At 66.0% G+C, this 14,862-nt stretch carries 18 protein-coding genes; 8 read left to right on the top strand and 10 right to left on the bottom strand.

Features of this window, described 5'->3' with window-relative positions; genetic code table 11:
• Positions 1-16 precede the first annotated feature (16 nt).
• From BLS11_RS11470 to BLS11_RS11460, 3 genes are read left to right on the top strand one after another with little or no spacing between them, the layout of a single operon-like run.
• Positions 17-505 carry a DUF7518 family protein gene (locus tag BLS11_RS11470; RefSeq protein WP_175454440.1) on the top strand — a complete coding sequence of 163 codons (489 nt, stop codon included), beginning with the start codon at positions 17-19 and terminating at the stop codon, positions 503-505.
• A gap of 29 nt (positions 506-534) precedes the next feature.
• Positions 535-4,206, top strand: a complete 3,672-nt coding sequence (gene smc / locus BLS11_RS11465) for a chromosome segregation protein SMC (protein ID WP_092537586.1) — start codon at positions 535-537, stop codon at positions 4,204-4,206.
• Complete coding sequence (locus BLS11_RS11460; protein ID WP_092538581.1) at positions 4,199-5,104, top strand: segregation/condensation protein A; 906 nt, start codon at positions 4,199-4,201, stop codon at positions 5,102-5,104. The genes smc and BLS11_RS11460 overlap by 8 nt, the downstream gene beginning before the upstream one ends.
• A 21-nt stretch (positions 5,105-5,125) precedes the next feature.
• Here BLS11_RS11460 and BLS11_RS11455 read toward each other — a convergent pair whose 3' ends face one another.
• The 5 genes from BLS11_RS11455 to BLS11_RS11435 form a co-directional block, all read right to left on the bottom strand.
• Positions 5,126-6,349, bottom strand: a complete 1,224-nt coding sequence (locus tag BLS11_RS11455; protein ID WP_092537584.1) for an ABC transporter substrate-binding protein — start codon at positions 6,347-6,349, stop codon at positions 5,126-5,128.
• A 78-nt stretch (positions 6,350-6,427) separates the two neighbouring features.
• Positions 6,428-7,288 (bottom strand): S-methyl-5'-thioadenosine phosphorylase, encoded by an 861-nt coding sequence (mtnP, locus tag BLS11_RS11450; protein WP_092537581.1) that lies wholly within the window; start codon positions 7,286-7,288, stop codon positions 6,428-6,430.
• 96 nt (positions 7,289-7,384) lie between these two features.
• Positions 7,385-8,338 (bottom strand): AEC family transporter, encoded by a 954-nt coding sequence (locus BLS11_RS11445; RefSeq protein WP_092537579.1) that lies wholly within the window; start codon positions 8,336-8,338, stop codon positions 7,385-7,387.
• An 81-nt stretch (positions 8,339-8,419) separates the two neighbouring features.
• A complete protein-coding gene (locus tag BLS11_RS11440) occupies positions 8,420-9,040 on the bottom strand; it encodes an HD domain-containing protein (protein WP_092537577.1) in 621 nt (206 codons plus the stop codon).
• Positions 9,041-9,047: 7 nt separating this feature from the next.
• Positions 9,048-9,752, bottom strand: a complete 705-nt coding sequence (locus BLS11_RS11435) for a phosphoribosyltransferase (RefSeq protein ID WP_092537575.1) — start codon at positions 9,750-9,752, stop codon at positions 9,048-9,050.
• 307 nt (positions 9,753-10,059) lie between these two features.
• Here BLS11_RS11435 and BLS11_RS19430 point away from each other — a divergent pair, with 307 nt between their 5' ends.
• From BLS11_RS19430 to BLS11_RS11420, 4 genes are all read left to right on the top strand, one after another.
• Positions 10,060-10,227, top strand: a complete 168-nt coding sequence (locus BLS11_RS19430; RefSeq protein ID WP_175454439.1) for a DUF7563 family protein — start codon at positions 10,060-10,062, stop codon at positions 10,225-10,227.
• A gap of 64 nt (positions 10,228-10,291) precedes the next feature.
• Positions 10,292-11,191, top strand: a complete 900-nt coding sequence (locus BLS11_RS11430; protein WP_092537573.1) for a PhzF family phenazine biosynthesis protein — start codon at positions 10,292-10,294, stop codon at positions 11,189-11,191.
• A gap of 73 nt (positions 11,192-11,264) precedes the next feature.
• A complete protein-coding gene (locus BLS11_RS11425) occupies positions 11,265-11,630 on the top strand; it encodes a DUF7344 domain-containing protein (RefSeq protein WP_114936169.1) in 366 nt (121 codons plus the stop codon).
• Between the two features lie 89 nt (positions 11,631-11,719).
• A complete protein-coding gene (locus BLS11_RS11420; RefSeq protein WP_092537569.1) occupies positions 11,720-12,130 on the top strand; it encodes a VOC family protein in 411 nt (136 codons plus the stop codon).
• A 43-nt stretch (positions 12,131-12,173) separates the two neighbouring features.
• On the opposite strand, the gene BLS11_RS11415 is transcribed toward BLS11_RS11420, so the two are convergent.
• From BLS11_RS11415 to BLS11_RS11395, 5 genes are read right to left on the bottom strand one after another with little or no spacing between them, the layout of a single operon-like run.
• Entirely contained in the window at positions 12,174-12,932 is a 759-nt protein-coding gene (locus BLS11_RS11415) for a proteasome assembly chaperone family protein (protein ID WP_092537567.1), read from the bottom strand.
• A 7-nt stretch (positions 12,933-12,939) separates the two neighbouring features.
• Positions 12,940-13,119, bottom strand: a complete 180-nt coding sequence (locus tag BLS11_RS11410; protein ID WP_092537565.1) for an RNA-protein complex protein Nop10 — start codon at positions 13,117-13,119, stop codon at positions 12,940-12,942.
• Position 13,120: 1 nt separating this feature from the next.
• Complete coding sequence (locus BLS11_RS11405; protein ID WP_092537563.1) at positions 13,121-13,918, bottom strand: translation initiation factor IF-2 subunit alpha; 798 nt, start codon at positions 13,916-13,918, stop codon at positions 13,121-13,123.
• Positions 13,919-13,942: 24 nt separating this feature from the next.
• A complete protein-coding gene (locus BLS11_RS11400) occupies positions 13,943-14,128 on the bottom strand; it encodes a 30S ribosomal protein S27e (protein WP_092537561.1) in 186 nt (61 codons plus the stop codon).
• Positions 14,129-14,131: 3 nt separating this feature from the next.
• Positions 14,132-14,413: a 50S ribosomal protein L44e gene (locus BLS11_RS11395; RefSeq protein ID WP_092537559.1), complete on the bottom strand. Its 282-nt coding sequence runs from the start codon at positions 14,411-14,413 to the stop codon at positions 14,132-14,134.
• Positions 14,414-14,582: 169 nt separating this feature from the next.
• Between BLS11_RS11395 and BLS11_RS11390 the strand changes: the two genes are divergently transcribed.
• Positions 14,583-14,840: an HAH_0734 family protein gene (locus BLS11_RS11390; RefSeq protein WP_092537557.1), complete on the top strand. Its 258-nt coding sequence runs from the start codon at positions 14,583-14,585 to the stop codon at positions 14,838-14,840.
• Positions 14,841-14,862 lie beyond the last annotated feature (22 nt).

Below are 14,862 nucleotides of genomic sequence, written 5' to 3'. Positions count from 1 at the left end.
GACGGGGTATGCACACATGAGTAACAGGGTGGAGGAACTCGAATCTAAGGTTGCGGAACTACAGGCCGCCGTCAACGGCCTGACGGAGGAGTTGGTGGAGACGAAAGAGCGCGTTCGACTGCTCGAGGACCAAGTCGAAGTGGACCTGAGCACGGGCACGCGGCCCGTCGGCCACGGGTCGCCGTCCGAAGGGTCCGCCGACCCCGAACCCGCGGAGTCGAGTCAGCAGTCGCAGTCTCAGCCTCAGTCGCAGTCGCAGTCTCAGCCCCAGTCGAAGGCGAACGCGAAACCGGGCGAGTCGCCCGCCCAGACGGAATCGCGGTCGGAGACGTCGGATAATCCGGGGACCGACGCCGACTTCATCGACGCGGACGCCGAGGAACTCGGCGTCACCGCCGACGCTGACACCGCCGCCGACGCCGCAGACGACGAGGATAAGTCGGACGAGGGCCAGAGTGAAGACGAGGCGGACACCACCGACGATTCGGACATCATCGTCGCGTAACTGGGTGCTCCGTCCCTCGCGAGCAACCCATGCATATCAAAGAGCTCGTCCTTGACGGTTTCAAGAGTTTCGGGCGGAAGACCCGAATCCCGTTCTACGAGGACTTCACGGTAGTCACCGGTCCGAACGGCTCCGGCAAGTCGAACATCATTGACGGCGTTCTGTTCGCCCTCGGCCTCGCGCGGACGCGGGGAATCAGGGCCGAAAAACTGACCGACCTCATCTACAACCCCGGTCACGCGGACGAGAGCGACGGCGAGTCGTCGGGCCCCAGAGAGGCGAGCGTCACCGTCGTCCTCGACAACTCCGACGGCAAACTCGACCGCTCGCAGGTGGTCAACGCCGCCGGAAGCGACAACGTCGGCGACGTCTCCGAGATACGCGTCAAGCGGCGCGTCAAGGAGACGGACGACAACTACTACTCGTACTACTACCTCAACGGTCGCTCCTGTAACCTCTCGGACATCCAAGACCTCCTCTCGCAGGCGGGCATCACCCCGGAGGGGTACAACGTCGTCATGCAGGGCGACGTGACCGAGATTATCAACATGACCCCCTACCAGCGGCGGGGCATCATCGACGAAATCGCGGGCGTCGCCGAGTTCGACGCGAAGAAGGAGGACGCCTTCGAGGAGTTGGAGGCGGTCGAAGAGCGAATCGACGAGGCCGACCTCCGAATCGAGGAGAAGGAGACGCGCCTCGACCAACTCGAAGACGAACGCGAGACGGCGTTGGAGTACAAGTCGCTCCGCGACGAGAGAGAGGAGTACGAAGGCTACCTGAAGGCCGCCGAACTCGAAGACAAGCGCGCCGACCTCGAACGGACGAAGAAGCGCGCCGAGAAGAAGGAGACGGACCTCGAAGACCTCCGGGAGGAACTCGACCAACGGCAGGGTCGCGTCACCCGTCTGGAGGAGGAACTCGACGACCTCACTCGGGAGATAGAGCGGAAGGGCGAAGACGAACAGCTCCGCATCAAATCCGAGATAGAGGAGGTCAAAGGCGAGATAACTCGCCTCGAAACGGCAATCGAGAACGCCGAGGAGCGCATCGAGGACGCCGAGAACGAGCGTCGCAAGGCGTTCGTCGAACTCGACCGCAAACAGGAGAAGATAGACGACCTCGAAGGCGACATCCGGTCGGTCAAAGTCGAGAAGGCCTCGGTCAAATCCGACGTACAGTCGAAGGAGACGGAACTGGCCGAGGTGAAAGCCGAGATTGCGAGCGTCGACACCGAGTTCGACGAACTCAAGGCGGAACTCGAAGACCGCAAGGAGCGACTGGAGGAGCTGAAGACGGCGAAGAACGACCTCCAACGCGAGAAGGACCGACTGCTCGACGACACGCGCCGCCGCTCCAACGAGATAACCGAGACCCAAGAGAAGGTCGAGGAGGCCAAAGAGCGGCTGCCGGACCTGAAGGCGACGCTCTCGGACCTCCACTCGGAGCTCGACAAGGCCGAGAAGAACCGCGAGAAGATTCGCGGCGTCGTCGAGGACCTCAAAGAGGAACGGGCGGACGTCAAAGACGAACTCAGCGAGGTGGCCGACGAACTGCAACGCAAGCAGTCGCAGTACGCCGAACTGGAGACGAAGGCCGGGCGCGACGGCGACAACTCGTGGCCGCGGTCGGTGACGACGATACTGAACGCCGGTCTCTCCGGCGTCCACGGCACCGTCGGCCAGCTCGGCTCCGTCACCGGGGAGTACGCCACGGCCTGCGAGACGGCCGCGGGCGGCCGACTCGCGCACGTCGTCGTCGACGACGACGGCGTCGGGTCCTCGTGTATCGACTACCTCAAGTCCCGAAACGCCGGTCGCGCGACGTTCCTGCCCATCACGAAGATGGACGACCGGGGCCTCCCGAACAAGCCGAACGACCCCGGCGTCGTGGGCTTCGCGCGCAACCTCGTGGAGTACGACGCGGAGTACGAACCCGTCTTCTCGTACGTCCTCGGGTCGACGCTGGTCGTCGAGGACATGGAGACGGCGCGGCAGTTCATGGGCGATTACCGCATGGTGACCCTCGACGGCGACTTGGTCGAGCGGTCCGGCGCGATGACCGGCGGGTCCGGCGGCGGGTCGCGCTACTCCTTCTCGAAGTCCGGGAAGGGCCGCCTCGAACGCCTCGCCGAGGAGATTTCCTCGCTGGAGGACGACCGGCAGGCGCTCCAAGACGAACTCCGCGACGTGGAGAACGACATCGACGACGCCCGCGAGAAGCTGGCCGACGCGAACGACCGGGTTCGCTCGGTCGAAGCCGACATCGAACGGGCCGAATCCGAAGTCGAGGAGGCCGAATCCGAAATCGAGAGCCTCGAAGAGAGGCTCGAAGAGCTCCGCGAGGAACGCGAGTCCGTAGACGAGGAGATGCGGGAGCTCGACGAGGAGATAGACGAACGCGAGGCGGAGATGGAGGAGGTCGAAGCCGAGATAGACGACCTCGAAGCCGAACTCGCCGACTCGAAGATTCCGGAGCTCACCTCGCAGGCCGACGAGATTCGCGCCGACATCTCCGACCTCGAAGACCGGATGGACGAGCTGGACGGCCGCCTGAACGAGCTCCAACTGGAGAAGGACTACGCCGAAGACGCCGTCGAGGACCTCAACGAGACGGTCGAGGCGGCCCAAGAGAAGAAGGCCGACGCCCGGGAGGTCATCGCGGAGAAGGAGTCCGAAATCGACGAACAGGAGTCGATCCTCGAAGAGAAGCGCGAAGCGGTCGAAGAACTCGAAGAGGAACTGGCCGAACTGAAGGAGGACCGCCGCGAACTGCAGGGCGAGCTCCGCGAGGCCAAATCCGAACGCGACGAGCAGAAGGAGAAGGTCGAGCGCGTCGAATCCGCCCTCGAGAACCTGCGCGAGAGCGCCGAGCGTCTGGAGTGGGAGATAGACGAACTCGCGGCGGAAGTCGGCGAGTACGATCCCGAGGAGATTCCCGACCACGACGAGGTGGAGTCGAACATCGAGCGTCTGACCGAGAAGATGGAGGCGCTGGAACCGGTGAACATGCTCGCCATCGACGAGTACGACGACGTGAAGTCGGACCTCGAAGACCTGCAGGAACGCCGCGACGTGCTGGTCGAGGAGCGAGACGCCATCGCAGAGCGCATCGACCGCTTCGAGTCCCAGAAGAAGGCGACGTTCATGGAGGCGTTCGACGCCATCAACGAGAACTTCACCGAGATATTCGAACGGCTCTCCGACGGGACGGGCGAACTCCACCTCGAAAACCCCGAGGACCCCTTCGAGGACGGCCTGACGATGAAGGCGCAACCGGGCGACAAGCCCATCCAGCGCCTCAACGCCATGTCCGGCGGCGAGAAGTCCCTGACCGCCTTGGCCTTCATCTTCGCCATCCAGCGGCACAATCCCGCGCCGTTCTACGCGCTGGACGAGGTAGACGCGTTCCTCGACGCCGCAAACGCCGAACGAGTCGGCCAGATGGTCGACGACTTGGCCGGTCGAGCGCAGTTCGTCGTCGTCTCGCACCGCTCTGCGCTGTTGGAACGCTCCGAACGCGCCATCGGCGTGACGATGCAGGGCGACAACGTCAGCGCGGTCACCGGCATCCAACTCGGAGACGGCGACGACGTGGAGGGTCCGGACGACGACGGCGACGGCGGTGAGGGCGACAGCGGTGACGGCGGCGACGGCGGCGACGGACCCGACGCCGAACAGGAGGTCCCGGCGGATGACTGACCCGCGCGACGAAGTGATGCCGGAGGGCGTCGACGCCCCCGACGAGGACGCGGAGGAGGTCGAACCGGTCGAACTGCTGGTCCAACTCGCGGAAGAGGGCGAGATAGACCCGTGGGACATTGACGTGGTGGACGTGACGGACGCGTTCCTCGACCGACTGGACTCGACTGACCTCCGCACCTCCGGGCGGGCGTTGTTCTACGCCGCGGTCCTCCTGCGGATGAAGAGCGACGCCTTGCTCGAACCGGACGAGGAACCCGAGGAGGAACTCGAACCGTGGGAGGCCGCCTTGGAGGGCCCCGACGGCGCGATGGCCGGCGGCGACGAGGGAAACGCCCCCGGATTCGACCCGGTGGACGCCTTAGAGGAGGAGATGGACCGCCGCCTCGACCGGAAGCACGCCCGCGGGTCGCCGGAGACGCTTGACGAACTCGTCCGCGAACTCCGCGACGCGGAACGCGGGTCGTGGTGGAAGCGCCGCCGGGAGTACGACACCTCCGACTCCCCCCGGGGATACCAGCGCGGCACGCAGACGCTCGATTACCGGAGCGCCGACGACTTCCGCGACGAGGACGAACCGTCGGCGGCGGACGTCACGGACACCGCCCACACCGAGGACATCGAGTCCTCGATAGCGCAGGTGGAGTCGGTGCTCAGAGAGCAGTACGACAACGGACGCGCGGAGGTGCTCTACCGTGAGATTCGGACGGCCACGGAGACGCCCGTGACGACGTACCTCTCGCTTCTGTTCCTCTCGCACCGCGGAACCGTGCGCCTCCAACAGGACGACCTGTTCGGCGACCTGTGGGTGCAGGACCCCGACGCTATCGAGGACGAAGACGCCGCGGACGGCGGCGACGAGGACGAAGACGAGGCGGTCGAAGCGATAGCGGACTGAGTTCTCCGCTCCGACTCCCTTTTAGAAGTCGCCGTTGACGATGTCGGCGACGCGTTGTCGGTCGAACAGCCGTTCGCCTTCGGGCACGTCCGGGTACGGTTCGCCGTTCGTGTAGCCCGGCCACTCGCCGAAGATATCGGGGTACAGTTGCTTCGCGCCCATCTCTATCTGGAACAGGTTCATGATGGGGCCCTGATAGCGCATCCCCGCGGGGTACACCCGGTCGTTCTGCACGGCGGTCAGTTGGCTGCCGACGGGGTGGTCCCGAAGCGACGCCAGCGTGTCCTCCATGTTGTAGTTGGGCGTCATCCCCCACAGGTGGAGGATGACGTCGGGGTCGGCCTCCAGCATCGTCTCGTAGTCCACCGTCCCCCAGAGGCTCCCCCAGTCTTTCTCCGCGAACGCGTCGTTCGCGCCGAGGGGGCGGGTGTCGGCCAGCCAGTAGCCCGGCTTGTTGAGGTGGTACGTGTAGAACGAGTCGCTCTCGGCCGCGAGAGTGACGCGGACCGCCGTCGGACGCTCCTCCTTCGGGGGAAGCGACTCCTCGATGGTGGAGACGAGTTCCTCGTGGACGGACGCCAGCGCCTCGTACCTCTCTCGCTCCTGAAACACGTCGGCGACGTTGCCGAACAGGTCCCAGAGCGTGTAGTACTCGTAGTCGTACCCCTCGGGCGGGGCCGCGTGCGTCCCGCTGAAGAAGTTACCGAACCACGGGCCGATTTGGGAGGCCACCTCCTCCACGTCGGCGGAGTCCCAGTTGTCCTGCGTCGACGCCCACGCCGGGTCCGTGAGGTGGACGTCGCTGTCGAGTTCGAAGAGCAGTTCCTTGCGGAGGCCCTCGCTCAGGGGGTCCGACAGCCCCTCCCACTCGAAGGAGACGCCGTCTAAGTGGTGGTAGTAGTGGTTCATCGTCGTCCCGGACATCTCCGGGACGTACACCGAGTTGACCTTCTCCCCGTGTCCGAGAGCGACCGCCATGTCGGCGTACTGCGGGAAGACGGTGAAGACGCGTTCGGGGACGCCGTCGAACTCGACGGTCCCCATCGGCTTCATCGACGCCGAGTGCGACGCTCCGCCTTTCCCGGTGGTCGATTCGCTCGTCCCCGTCGCCGCGTCGCCCCCGTCCGTCTCGGGCGCGTCGGTCGAATCGCCGGTTCCCTCGCCCGTACACCCGGCCACCAGGCCGGCACCGGCGAGTGCGGCGGTTCGTCGAAGGTACGTCCGTCGCGTAGGCGCGTCCGTCATATCGCTTTAGGCAAGCCTAAACGAGAGTAAAGTACTTTTGGTTCGCCCCAACGGTTCGTCGCCCGCACCGAGCGTCGATTACTCGACGTACTCGCCGATGAGGGGGTCTAACTCCGCCTTCGTCTCCTCGGGGATGGCGTCGTCGGGGGTGTTTATCGTCCCTTCGAGCGAGGAGTGGCAGTCGCACTCGTGGTCCTCGGGGAGGGCGCGGATGGCCGCCTCCACCGTCTCCTTGATGGCCGTCTCGTTTTCGGCGGCGTTCTCCAACACCTCTTCGAGGGTGACCTCCGACTCTTCCTTCCAGACGTCGTAGTCGGTGACGCCCGTCACCGTCGCGTAGGACATCTCCGCCTCGCGGGCGAGTTTCGCCTCCGGGATGGTGGTCATGCCGACGACGTCCCACCCCTGCTGGCGGTAGAACTCGCTCTCGGCGCGCGTGGAGTACTGCGGCCCCTCGATGCAGACGTACGTCCCGCCGCGCACCACGTCGGCGTCCGCGGCGTCCTCGGCGGCGTCGGCTATCACGTCGGCGAGTTCGGGGCAGTACGGTTCCGCGAACGGTTGGTGGACGACGACGCCCTCGTCGAAGAACGTCAGGTCGCGGTGCTTCGTCCGGTCGTAAATCTGGTCCGGAATCACGAGGGTCTGCGGCGGCAGGTCCTCGCGGAGACTGCCGACGGCGTTGCTCGCGATGACGTGCGTCACGCCCAGTTTCTTCAGGGCGTAGACGTTCGCGCGGTACGGGAGCGTCGTCGGCGAGTGCTGGTGGTCCGGGCCGTGCCGCGGGAGGAAGACGATTTCGCGCCCGGTGTCGCCGAACTCGCCGACGACGGCGGGCGCGGAGGGGTCGCCGTACGGCGTCTCGACGTCGATTTCGCGCGTCTCCTGCAGGGGCAGGGCCTCGTAGATACCGCTGCCGCCGATGAATCCGATGGTCATACCTGACGGTTGTGCGGTCGGAACAAAACCGTGGCGAGTTCCGGCGGGTTCGGGAAGGCGGCGCACGGTGGTCCGGGAGCGAATCGGACCGCGGGGCTACAGGACGATGCCCGATTCGAGGAGCGCGATGGTGAGCGTCAGCGTCGGAACGCTGACCAGCGTCGTCACGAAGACGGCGGTGGAGACGAACTCCGCGACGGGGACGCCGGAGACGTCGCCCTCCGCGAACTCGCCGACGAGGATGAGAGGCGTCACGGCGGCGGGCATGGCGCACTCCAAGACGAACGTCCGGCCGACGTCGGGGTCGGCGAACCCGACGACGAGGGCGACTGCGACGCCCACCGCCGGGGCGGCGGCCATCTTCAGCACCGTCACGACGCCCACCTCCGAGAGCGTAGAGCCCACGTCCGTCTTCGACAGTTGGACGCCGAGGATGAGAAGCATCAGCGGAATCGAGGAGTCGCCGACGAGTTTCAGCGTCTCCATCGCCGTCGACCCCGCCGGGGGGACGACGCCCGCCCACCGCGCCAGCAAGGCGGCGACGACGGCGTACACCAGCGGAATCGTGAACACCCGCTTGACGCCTTCGAGGCCGGAGTCGCCGCCGCCGCGGGAGGCGATGTAGACGCCGAGCGTGTAGATGAGGACGCTCTGTACCGAGAGAAACAGCACCGCCGTCGAACGCCCGGTGCTCCCGAACGCGAAGTTCGAGACGGGGATGCCGTAGTTGCCGGAGTTGGGGAACGCCGCGACGAGGACGAGTGCGCTCAAAAGCGGGTCGCGTTCGCCGAACAGGCGGCCCGCACCCTCCGCGAGCAGAATCATCACGAGGTGGTAGGCGGTCACCGCGACGACGACTTCGACCAACGTCGAACGCGCGAGGGAGGTGGTGGCGAGACTGTGGAAGACGAGCGCCGGCGCGAGGACGTAGACGACGACGGTGTTCAGCGAGTCCGTCTCGACGCCCGTCGCGCGCCCGAGGACGAATCCGACCGCGCCCACGGTGACGATGGGGAGAATCGCCGTCGCGAAGATAGAGAGCAGCGCCACGACGGAACGGACTCTCGCCGCCCCTTCAAACGCTTCGGAGACGGCGCGGCTTACCGCGTCAGCGGACGCTCGCGAGAGGAGTCAGGACCGCTCGTCCCGGTCGGCTTTCGCGTCCTCGTACCGCGCGCGGACCGTCTCGAACAGTTCGCGCCCGACGGACGTCCGCACTCGCGGTTCCGCGGTGGCGAAGAACTCGTCTAACCGGTCGTACGCCTCGAAGTTCGGGTTGTCGGCGTCGGGGTCGTACCGCCCCTGCCTCTCGTAGACGACCGCCTGCAGGCACATGTCCAGTAGGTCCATGTCCTTGACGAACCGGGCCGTCTCCGTCTCCCGCGCCTCGTACTCCTCCCACGCGTCGCGGAGGTCGTCCGAGAAAGGCGCGAGGAGGTCCGCTATCGCGGCGCGTTCGCGGCGTTCCTTCTCCTCGGGGTCCGGCGTCTCGGCGTCGGGGTCCGCGCGCGTCGCCTCGTCGCCGGTGCGGGCCTCCGCCGTATCGTGGAGGACGGCCAGACGCACCGCTCTGTCGGGGTCCACGTCCTCGGCGCGGTCGGCGAAGCAGAGACAGAGGTAGGCGACGCCCCACGAGTGGGCGGCGACGGACTCCGGGTCGGAGACGCCGCGGAGTTGCCACCCGGTGCGGCGTTCGTCCTTCAGGTCGTACGTTTCGAGGAGGGCGTCTACGTCGCGGTCCGTCGGAGACACGGGCGGGTCAGGAGTCGTCTTCGAGGAGTCGCCACGCGCCGCCGTTCGTCGCCTCGACGTACCCGCGGCGTTCCATCTCGCTCATCACTTCGCCCATCCGGTTCGGTTGGGCGATCTCCATCTCGATTCGGTCCACGTTGTGGTACTCCGAGAGGTAGTGGCGGACGTCGTCGACTTCGAACGTCTCCTCGTCGGCCTTCTCCATGACGCCGGAGACGAGGTCTATCATGTCCTCGATGAAGTTCCACGGGTAGACGACCCACGCCCACTCTTCGAGGCGTTCGCCGACGAAGTCGGGTTCGAACTCGCTGGTCTGAAGCAGTTGCAGCGTCGCGGTCCGAACCTCGCCCGCGTTGCGGTCGGTCACGTACTCGTAGGCGTGGTGGATGGACCCGCCGGTGTCGGCGATGTCGTCGATGATGAGCACGTCTTTGCCCTCGACGCTGCCCTCCGGCATCGGGTAGCGGACTTCGGGTTCGCCCGACTTCTGGGCCGTCCCGACGTAGTGTTCCATCTTCAGGCTCGTCAGGTCGTCCATCCCGAGGAAGTCGCAGATGCACCGCCCCGCGAACCACCCGCCGCGCGCCAACGCCACGATGACGTCCGGTTCGAACTCGGACGCCTTCACGGCGGTGCTCACGTCCCGACAGAGGCCGTAGATGTACTCCCAGTTCGTGATAGTGCAGTTAAACTCGTCGGGGAGGTCGCCCATGGACTTCGTTCACCAGTTCGTACAGGGCGCGTGTCCCCCTTTAACGTATTCGTCTCGCCGCGCGTTCGGTACGCCAACGCACGGATATTCGCCGTTCGACGCCGACTCGGAGGGCCTCAATCTGGACGGCGCAGGCTCTCGGGACGAAATGGTCGGTGTGAGAAGTCACACCCGCTTCACAGACCGATCGGAACGTTTCGGCCCACCGACGTAACCGATATCGTTCGCACGGACGGCTTCGGCGAGCAACCCTGTCGATAATTTTATGATAGTATGGTATGTGGTAACATAGTGCGAGGAAATCACGATGTACACCTGCAACAACTGCGACGAGTTCGTGACCCGCGACTTCGTGAGAGTGTTCGGCGACGAGGACGGGCGCGTGTTCGGTTGTCCCTCGTGTGCGACCACCGCCGACCTGCACGCGGGGGCGGCGTCCAGTCCGGCCCCCTCGGCCGGGCCGCCCTCGCCGTAGGCCGTCCGTCCCTCTCGCCGTCCGACCGCCGGGATTGATGAGAGGGAGGTTCCTTGGACCCTGCATGCAGACGCGTCGAACCCTCCTCGTGGACGCCTTCGCCGACGAACCGCTATCGGGCAACGCCGCCGGCGTCGTCCCCGAGGGGTCGGACCTGACAGAGTCGCAGATGCGCGCCGTCGCCCGCGAACTCGCGGTAAGCGAGACGGCGTTTCTCCTCCCCTCGGGGACGGCGGACCGCCGCCTCCGTTACTTCTCGCCGACGCAGGAGGTGGACCTCTGTGGGCACGCTACCATCGCGGCCCACGCCCACCTGTTCGAGGAGGGGGTCCTCGACGCCGGCGACCACACCGTCGAGACGAACGTCGGCGTCCTCGATATCGAAATCGAGTCGGACGGCACCGTCTGGATGACGCAGGACGCCCCCCGCGTCGAACCGGTCGAAATCGAGTACGACCGCCTCGGCGCGGCCCTCGGCATCGACCCCGAGGCCCTGCGCGACATCGGACAGGACGCGTCCGTCGCCGTCGCCTCGACGGGGCTTCCCTTCCTCGTCGTCCCGGTGAACTTCCTCGAACACCTCGGCAACGCCGACCCGGACTTCGCCGCCGTCGAGGAACTGGCCGCCGAGTACGACGCCGCGGGCGTCTACGCGTTCACCTTCGACGTCCTCGATAGCGACGCCACGATTCACGCCCGCGCGTTCGCGCCCGGCATCGGCGTCCCCGAGGACCCGGCCACCGGCACCGCCGCGGGTGCCTGCGGGGCTTACCTCCGGCACGTCTCCGCGTTCGACGAGACGCCCGAGGAGATGGTCTTCGAACAGGGCCACTTCGTCGATAGGCCGGGCCGAATCTGCGTCCGTGCGGGCGAACGGATTCGCGTCGGCGGGCGGGGGGTCACCGCCCTCGACGGAACTCTCACCGTCCCGCCGTCGGACGACGACGACATCGTGGTCGCTTGAATTTTCAGCCTCTCGTTTGCATCGTCTGATTACCGGGGTGATACTTATGCCGTCTACCGTTCACGGAACCTACATGAACTGCGGTTCTGCCCCCCGCGTCGACGATAGGTTCGCCGCGTTCGCGGATATCTCGCGACGTATCGTCCTCTATACGCTCTACGAACGGTCGGAGTCGGGCGACCCGTCGAAGGCGAGCATCGAGACGTTGGCCGAGGAACTCGCGTCCGACGGCGGACGGGAAGAGTTGGCCGACGGGGGTGTGCCCGAGAGACCCGCCTCCCCCGCGGACGCGGAGATAGAACTCGCTCACGTCCACATCCCCGGACTCGAACGCGCGGGACTCGTCGAGAGCGACGGCGACGAGGTGCGCCTCGCGGTCGAACCCGAGGTGGTCGAACACGGCCTCGAACTCGCCGAGAAGTTCGAACGGGCCGGCTGAACCGGGGTCGTCGCACCCCTCCCGACGGTATCGTCACCGCGCGTTCGCCGACAGAGCGTTCTTCTGCGTTCCACCCCTGCACCCCTCCGATGGACGACCACGCCGACCCCGAGTACGCCGGGCAACTCCACCACGTCGAGCTGTACGCCTCCGACCTCGAGCGGTCGGTCGATTTCTGGGGCTGGCTCCTCGGCGAACTCGGGTACGAACCGAAGGACGAGTGGGACGGCGGCCGGTCGTGGGTCAACGGGCCCGCGTACGTCGTGTTCGTGCAGGCCGACGACGCCGACCGCCCTTTCGACCGTCAAACTCCCGGTCTGAACCACCTCGCGTTCCACGCCGCCTCGCGCGAACAGGTCGATTCGCTCGCGGCGGGCGTCAGAGAACGCGCGGACGCGACCCTCCTGTACGAGGACCGCCACCCCTTCGCCGGCGGCTACTACGCGCTCTACTGCGAGGACCCGGACGGGATAAAAGTCGAAGTGGTCGCCCCCGAGTGACGGTTCGCGCCGCGGACCCGTTCGAGGGGTGTCGACAGACGGTTCAGCCGATGTACCGCAGGTCGTCGTCGGTCGGCATCCCCTGCTGTTGGTTCTGCATCTCCTGAATCTTCCCGACGACTTCCTTCATCTCCTCTGCGCGTTCCTCCAGCGACTCGTACTCGACGTCGAAGCCGACGGCCTCCTCCAACACTTCGAGGACGGCCTGCGCACTCGTGGGGTCGACGAGGTAGCCGCTTGTCTCGCCCATGAGGCAGGCGACGTCGAGTCCCCGCCGTTCGCCGAGGCCGAGGAGCAGACCGCTGACGCCGACGATTCCGCCGGCGGGTTCGTCCTCGCGGAACTCGACGCCCGCCTCTTTCAGTCGCTCTATGGCGTCCTCGTGGGTGACGGCTCCGAGGACGGCGGGGTCGTCCACCAGTTCGCCCGTCGGCACGCCGCCGAGTGCGAACCCGCGTTCGACGCCGAACGCCTCGGCGACGTCGAGGAACGCGTCGGTGAGGTGGTAATGTCCCGCGTTCGACTGCGCTTGGTGGTCGCCCGTCAGAACGAGAAGGTCGCGGTCGCCGGCGTCGACGGCGTAGAACTCCGCGCTCGCCAGTTCGGCGACGCCGTCGTCGTCGATAGACACCTGCGGCGGGAACTCGTCGGCGTACACCCGGCGGACGAGCTCGCTGTCCATCTCTTCGAGAAGATGCTCGACGGCGAGCTTGCCGACGTGCCCCACCCCGGGAAGCCCTTCGACGAGTACGGGGTCCCGGAGGTCCGGGTCCGCGACCGTCTCGACTTCGATTTCGTCCATAGCCGTGTTACCGGTCGCTTCGCTTAAAGGACCGTCGGTACTCTCCGTAGGGGTCTTCGGGGTTGAACGGCGCGGGCGCGCTGTTTTCGGTGTCGGCGCCGCAGTCGGGACAGGTCGCAGAAAGCGTGTACACCGGGCGGTCGTGACGAGTGCGCCACGCGCCGCAGACCCGGATGTCCGACTTCATCCTACTCGTCGTCTTCGTTGCGTTCGCGGTGGAACTCCGCGGTTCCGCCGGACGCCTCGATGGACTCCGCCGCCCGCGCGGCGGCGTCTTCGAGCGCGGTCTCCGCGGTCTTGTAGTCGGGCGCGCGCACCTTGATTCGGTACTCGGGGGACCCGACGTACGTGACGGAGAGCTCTATCTCCTCGGGGATCTCCTCGCCTTCGGCGGCTTTCAGCGCCTCCTTGATGTCGTCGACGCCGTCGCCGACGGGACAGCGGAGGTCCACGTACCCGGTGACGTTGACGTACGGGACGGAGACGTTCTGCCGGGCCGTCTCGACGATCGCTTCGACCTCCTCGTCGTCTAAGTCGACGTCTTCGAGCGCCTCGGCGCCGTGGATGGCCGCCTGCTCGAAGCCGTCGTAGAGGCTCTCGTACTCCGCGAGCAGGGCGTTCGCGACGGAGCTGTACTGCTCGTCGGAGACGTCCTCGCCGAAGGCGATGTTCATCCACTTGTCCGCCTTCTGCTCGTTTTTCCACTCCTGTATCTTCTCTTTGCGCTGGTGCTCGTTGACGTCCTTGATAGAGAGGTCTATCTGCTGTGAGCTCGTGTCGACGTCGAGCACCTTCGCGACCACCGTCTGTCCCTCGCGAACGTGGTCGCGGACGTTCTTTATCCAGCCGCTGGCGACCTCGCTTATGTGGGTGAGGCCGCGCTTGTTCTCGTACTCTTCGAGGTCGATGAAGACCCCGAAGTCGGCGATTTCGTCGACCTTTCCCACGACGAGTTCGCCTTTGTCGGGCCAGCCGCTGTACTTCATATGTAAATACCTCCGGAGGGGAGCTTACGCCTCGGTCGTGCGACGTTCGACGGTGTCGACAACTTCGCCGCGGATGTCGGCCTTCCCGCCGGTCGGGGTGGCGAGCGTGGTGCCGCAGACGGCGCAGTTGACGACGGACGATGCCTTACCGAAGACGACCTGTTCGTTGTCGCAGTCGGTGCACTGGACGCGGTAGTAGTTTCCAGCCATCGTTTACTCCTGGAACTCCAGTCGGCCTGCGCGCCATCCCTTCCGCATGTGGGCCTTGCCACACTCGGAGCAGATGTACTTCAGGTGCGTCTTCTTCGTCGGCTTGTCGCCACCGGGCACCTTCGAGAACTTCCCGGCGTTGCCGATGGTGGACTCGCCGCGCTTCTCCTGACGAGCGGCCCACTTCATCCCGGTCTGACGGCCCGAGCGGACCTTCTCGACTTCGTGTTCTTCGTGCTCTTTACAGTGGGGACAGTACGTGTTGAACCGGCGTGGCATCTGCATAGATATCGACCTTACGCGAAGTTCGGCACGGCCCGTTAAAACCCGTTTGGTTCGCGTCGGTGTTCAGACGGCTCCGTGCGGGCGGATGGCACGGGAACGCCACCGCCGCGGTGCGGGCGACGAGACGTCTCCGAAGCCGTTAAGCACCGACTGGGCGAAACGTCGCCGTATGAAGAAGCTCATCATCCGCGGCGACCCCGGCATCCGGCGCAACGCGACCATCGAAGTGGACGGTGAGGAAGTGGTCTGCTTCTCCATCGACCGACAGGGCGACTGGCACGGCCCGGACCGCGTCCAACTGTGGTGCACCGTCGGCACGGAAGAGGAACGAGAGACGTTCGCCCGCCGCGAGTACGTCCCGCACTTCCTCGACGTCGAATCCGTCGACGCCGAGGCCGTCGACGTCATCTCGAAGCGCGGCACCTGATTTTCGGAGCCTCGTCCCCGAC

The organism is Halopelagius longus, from assembly GCF_900100875.1.
GTDB classification, from domain to species: Archaea; Halobacteriota; Halobacteria; order Halobacteriales; family Haloferacaceae; genus Halopelagius; species Halopelagius longus.
This window is presented reverse-complemented; position numbering and strand designations above follow the sequence as displayed.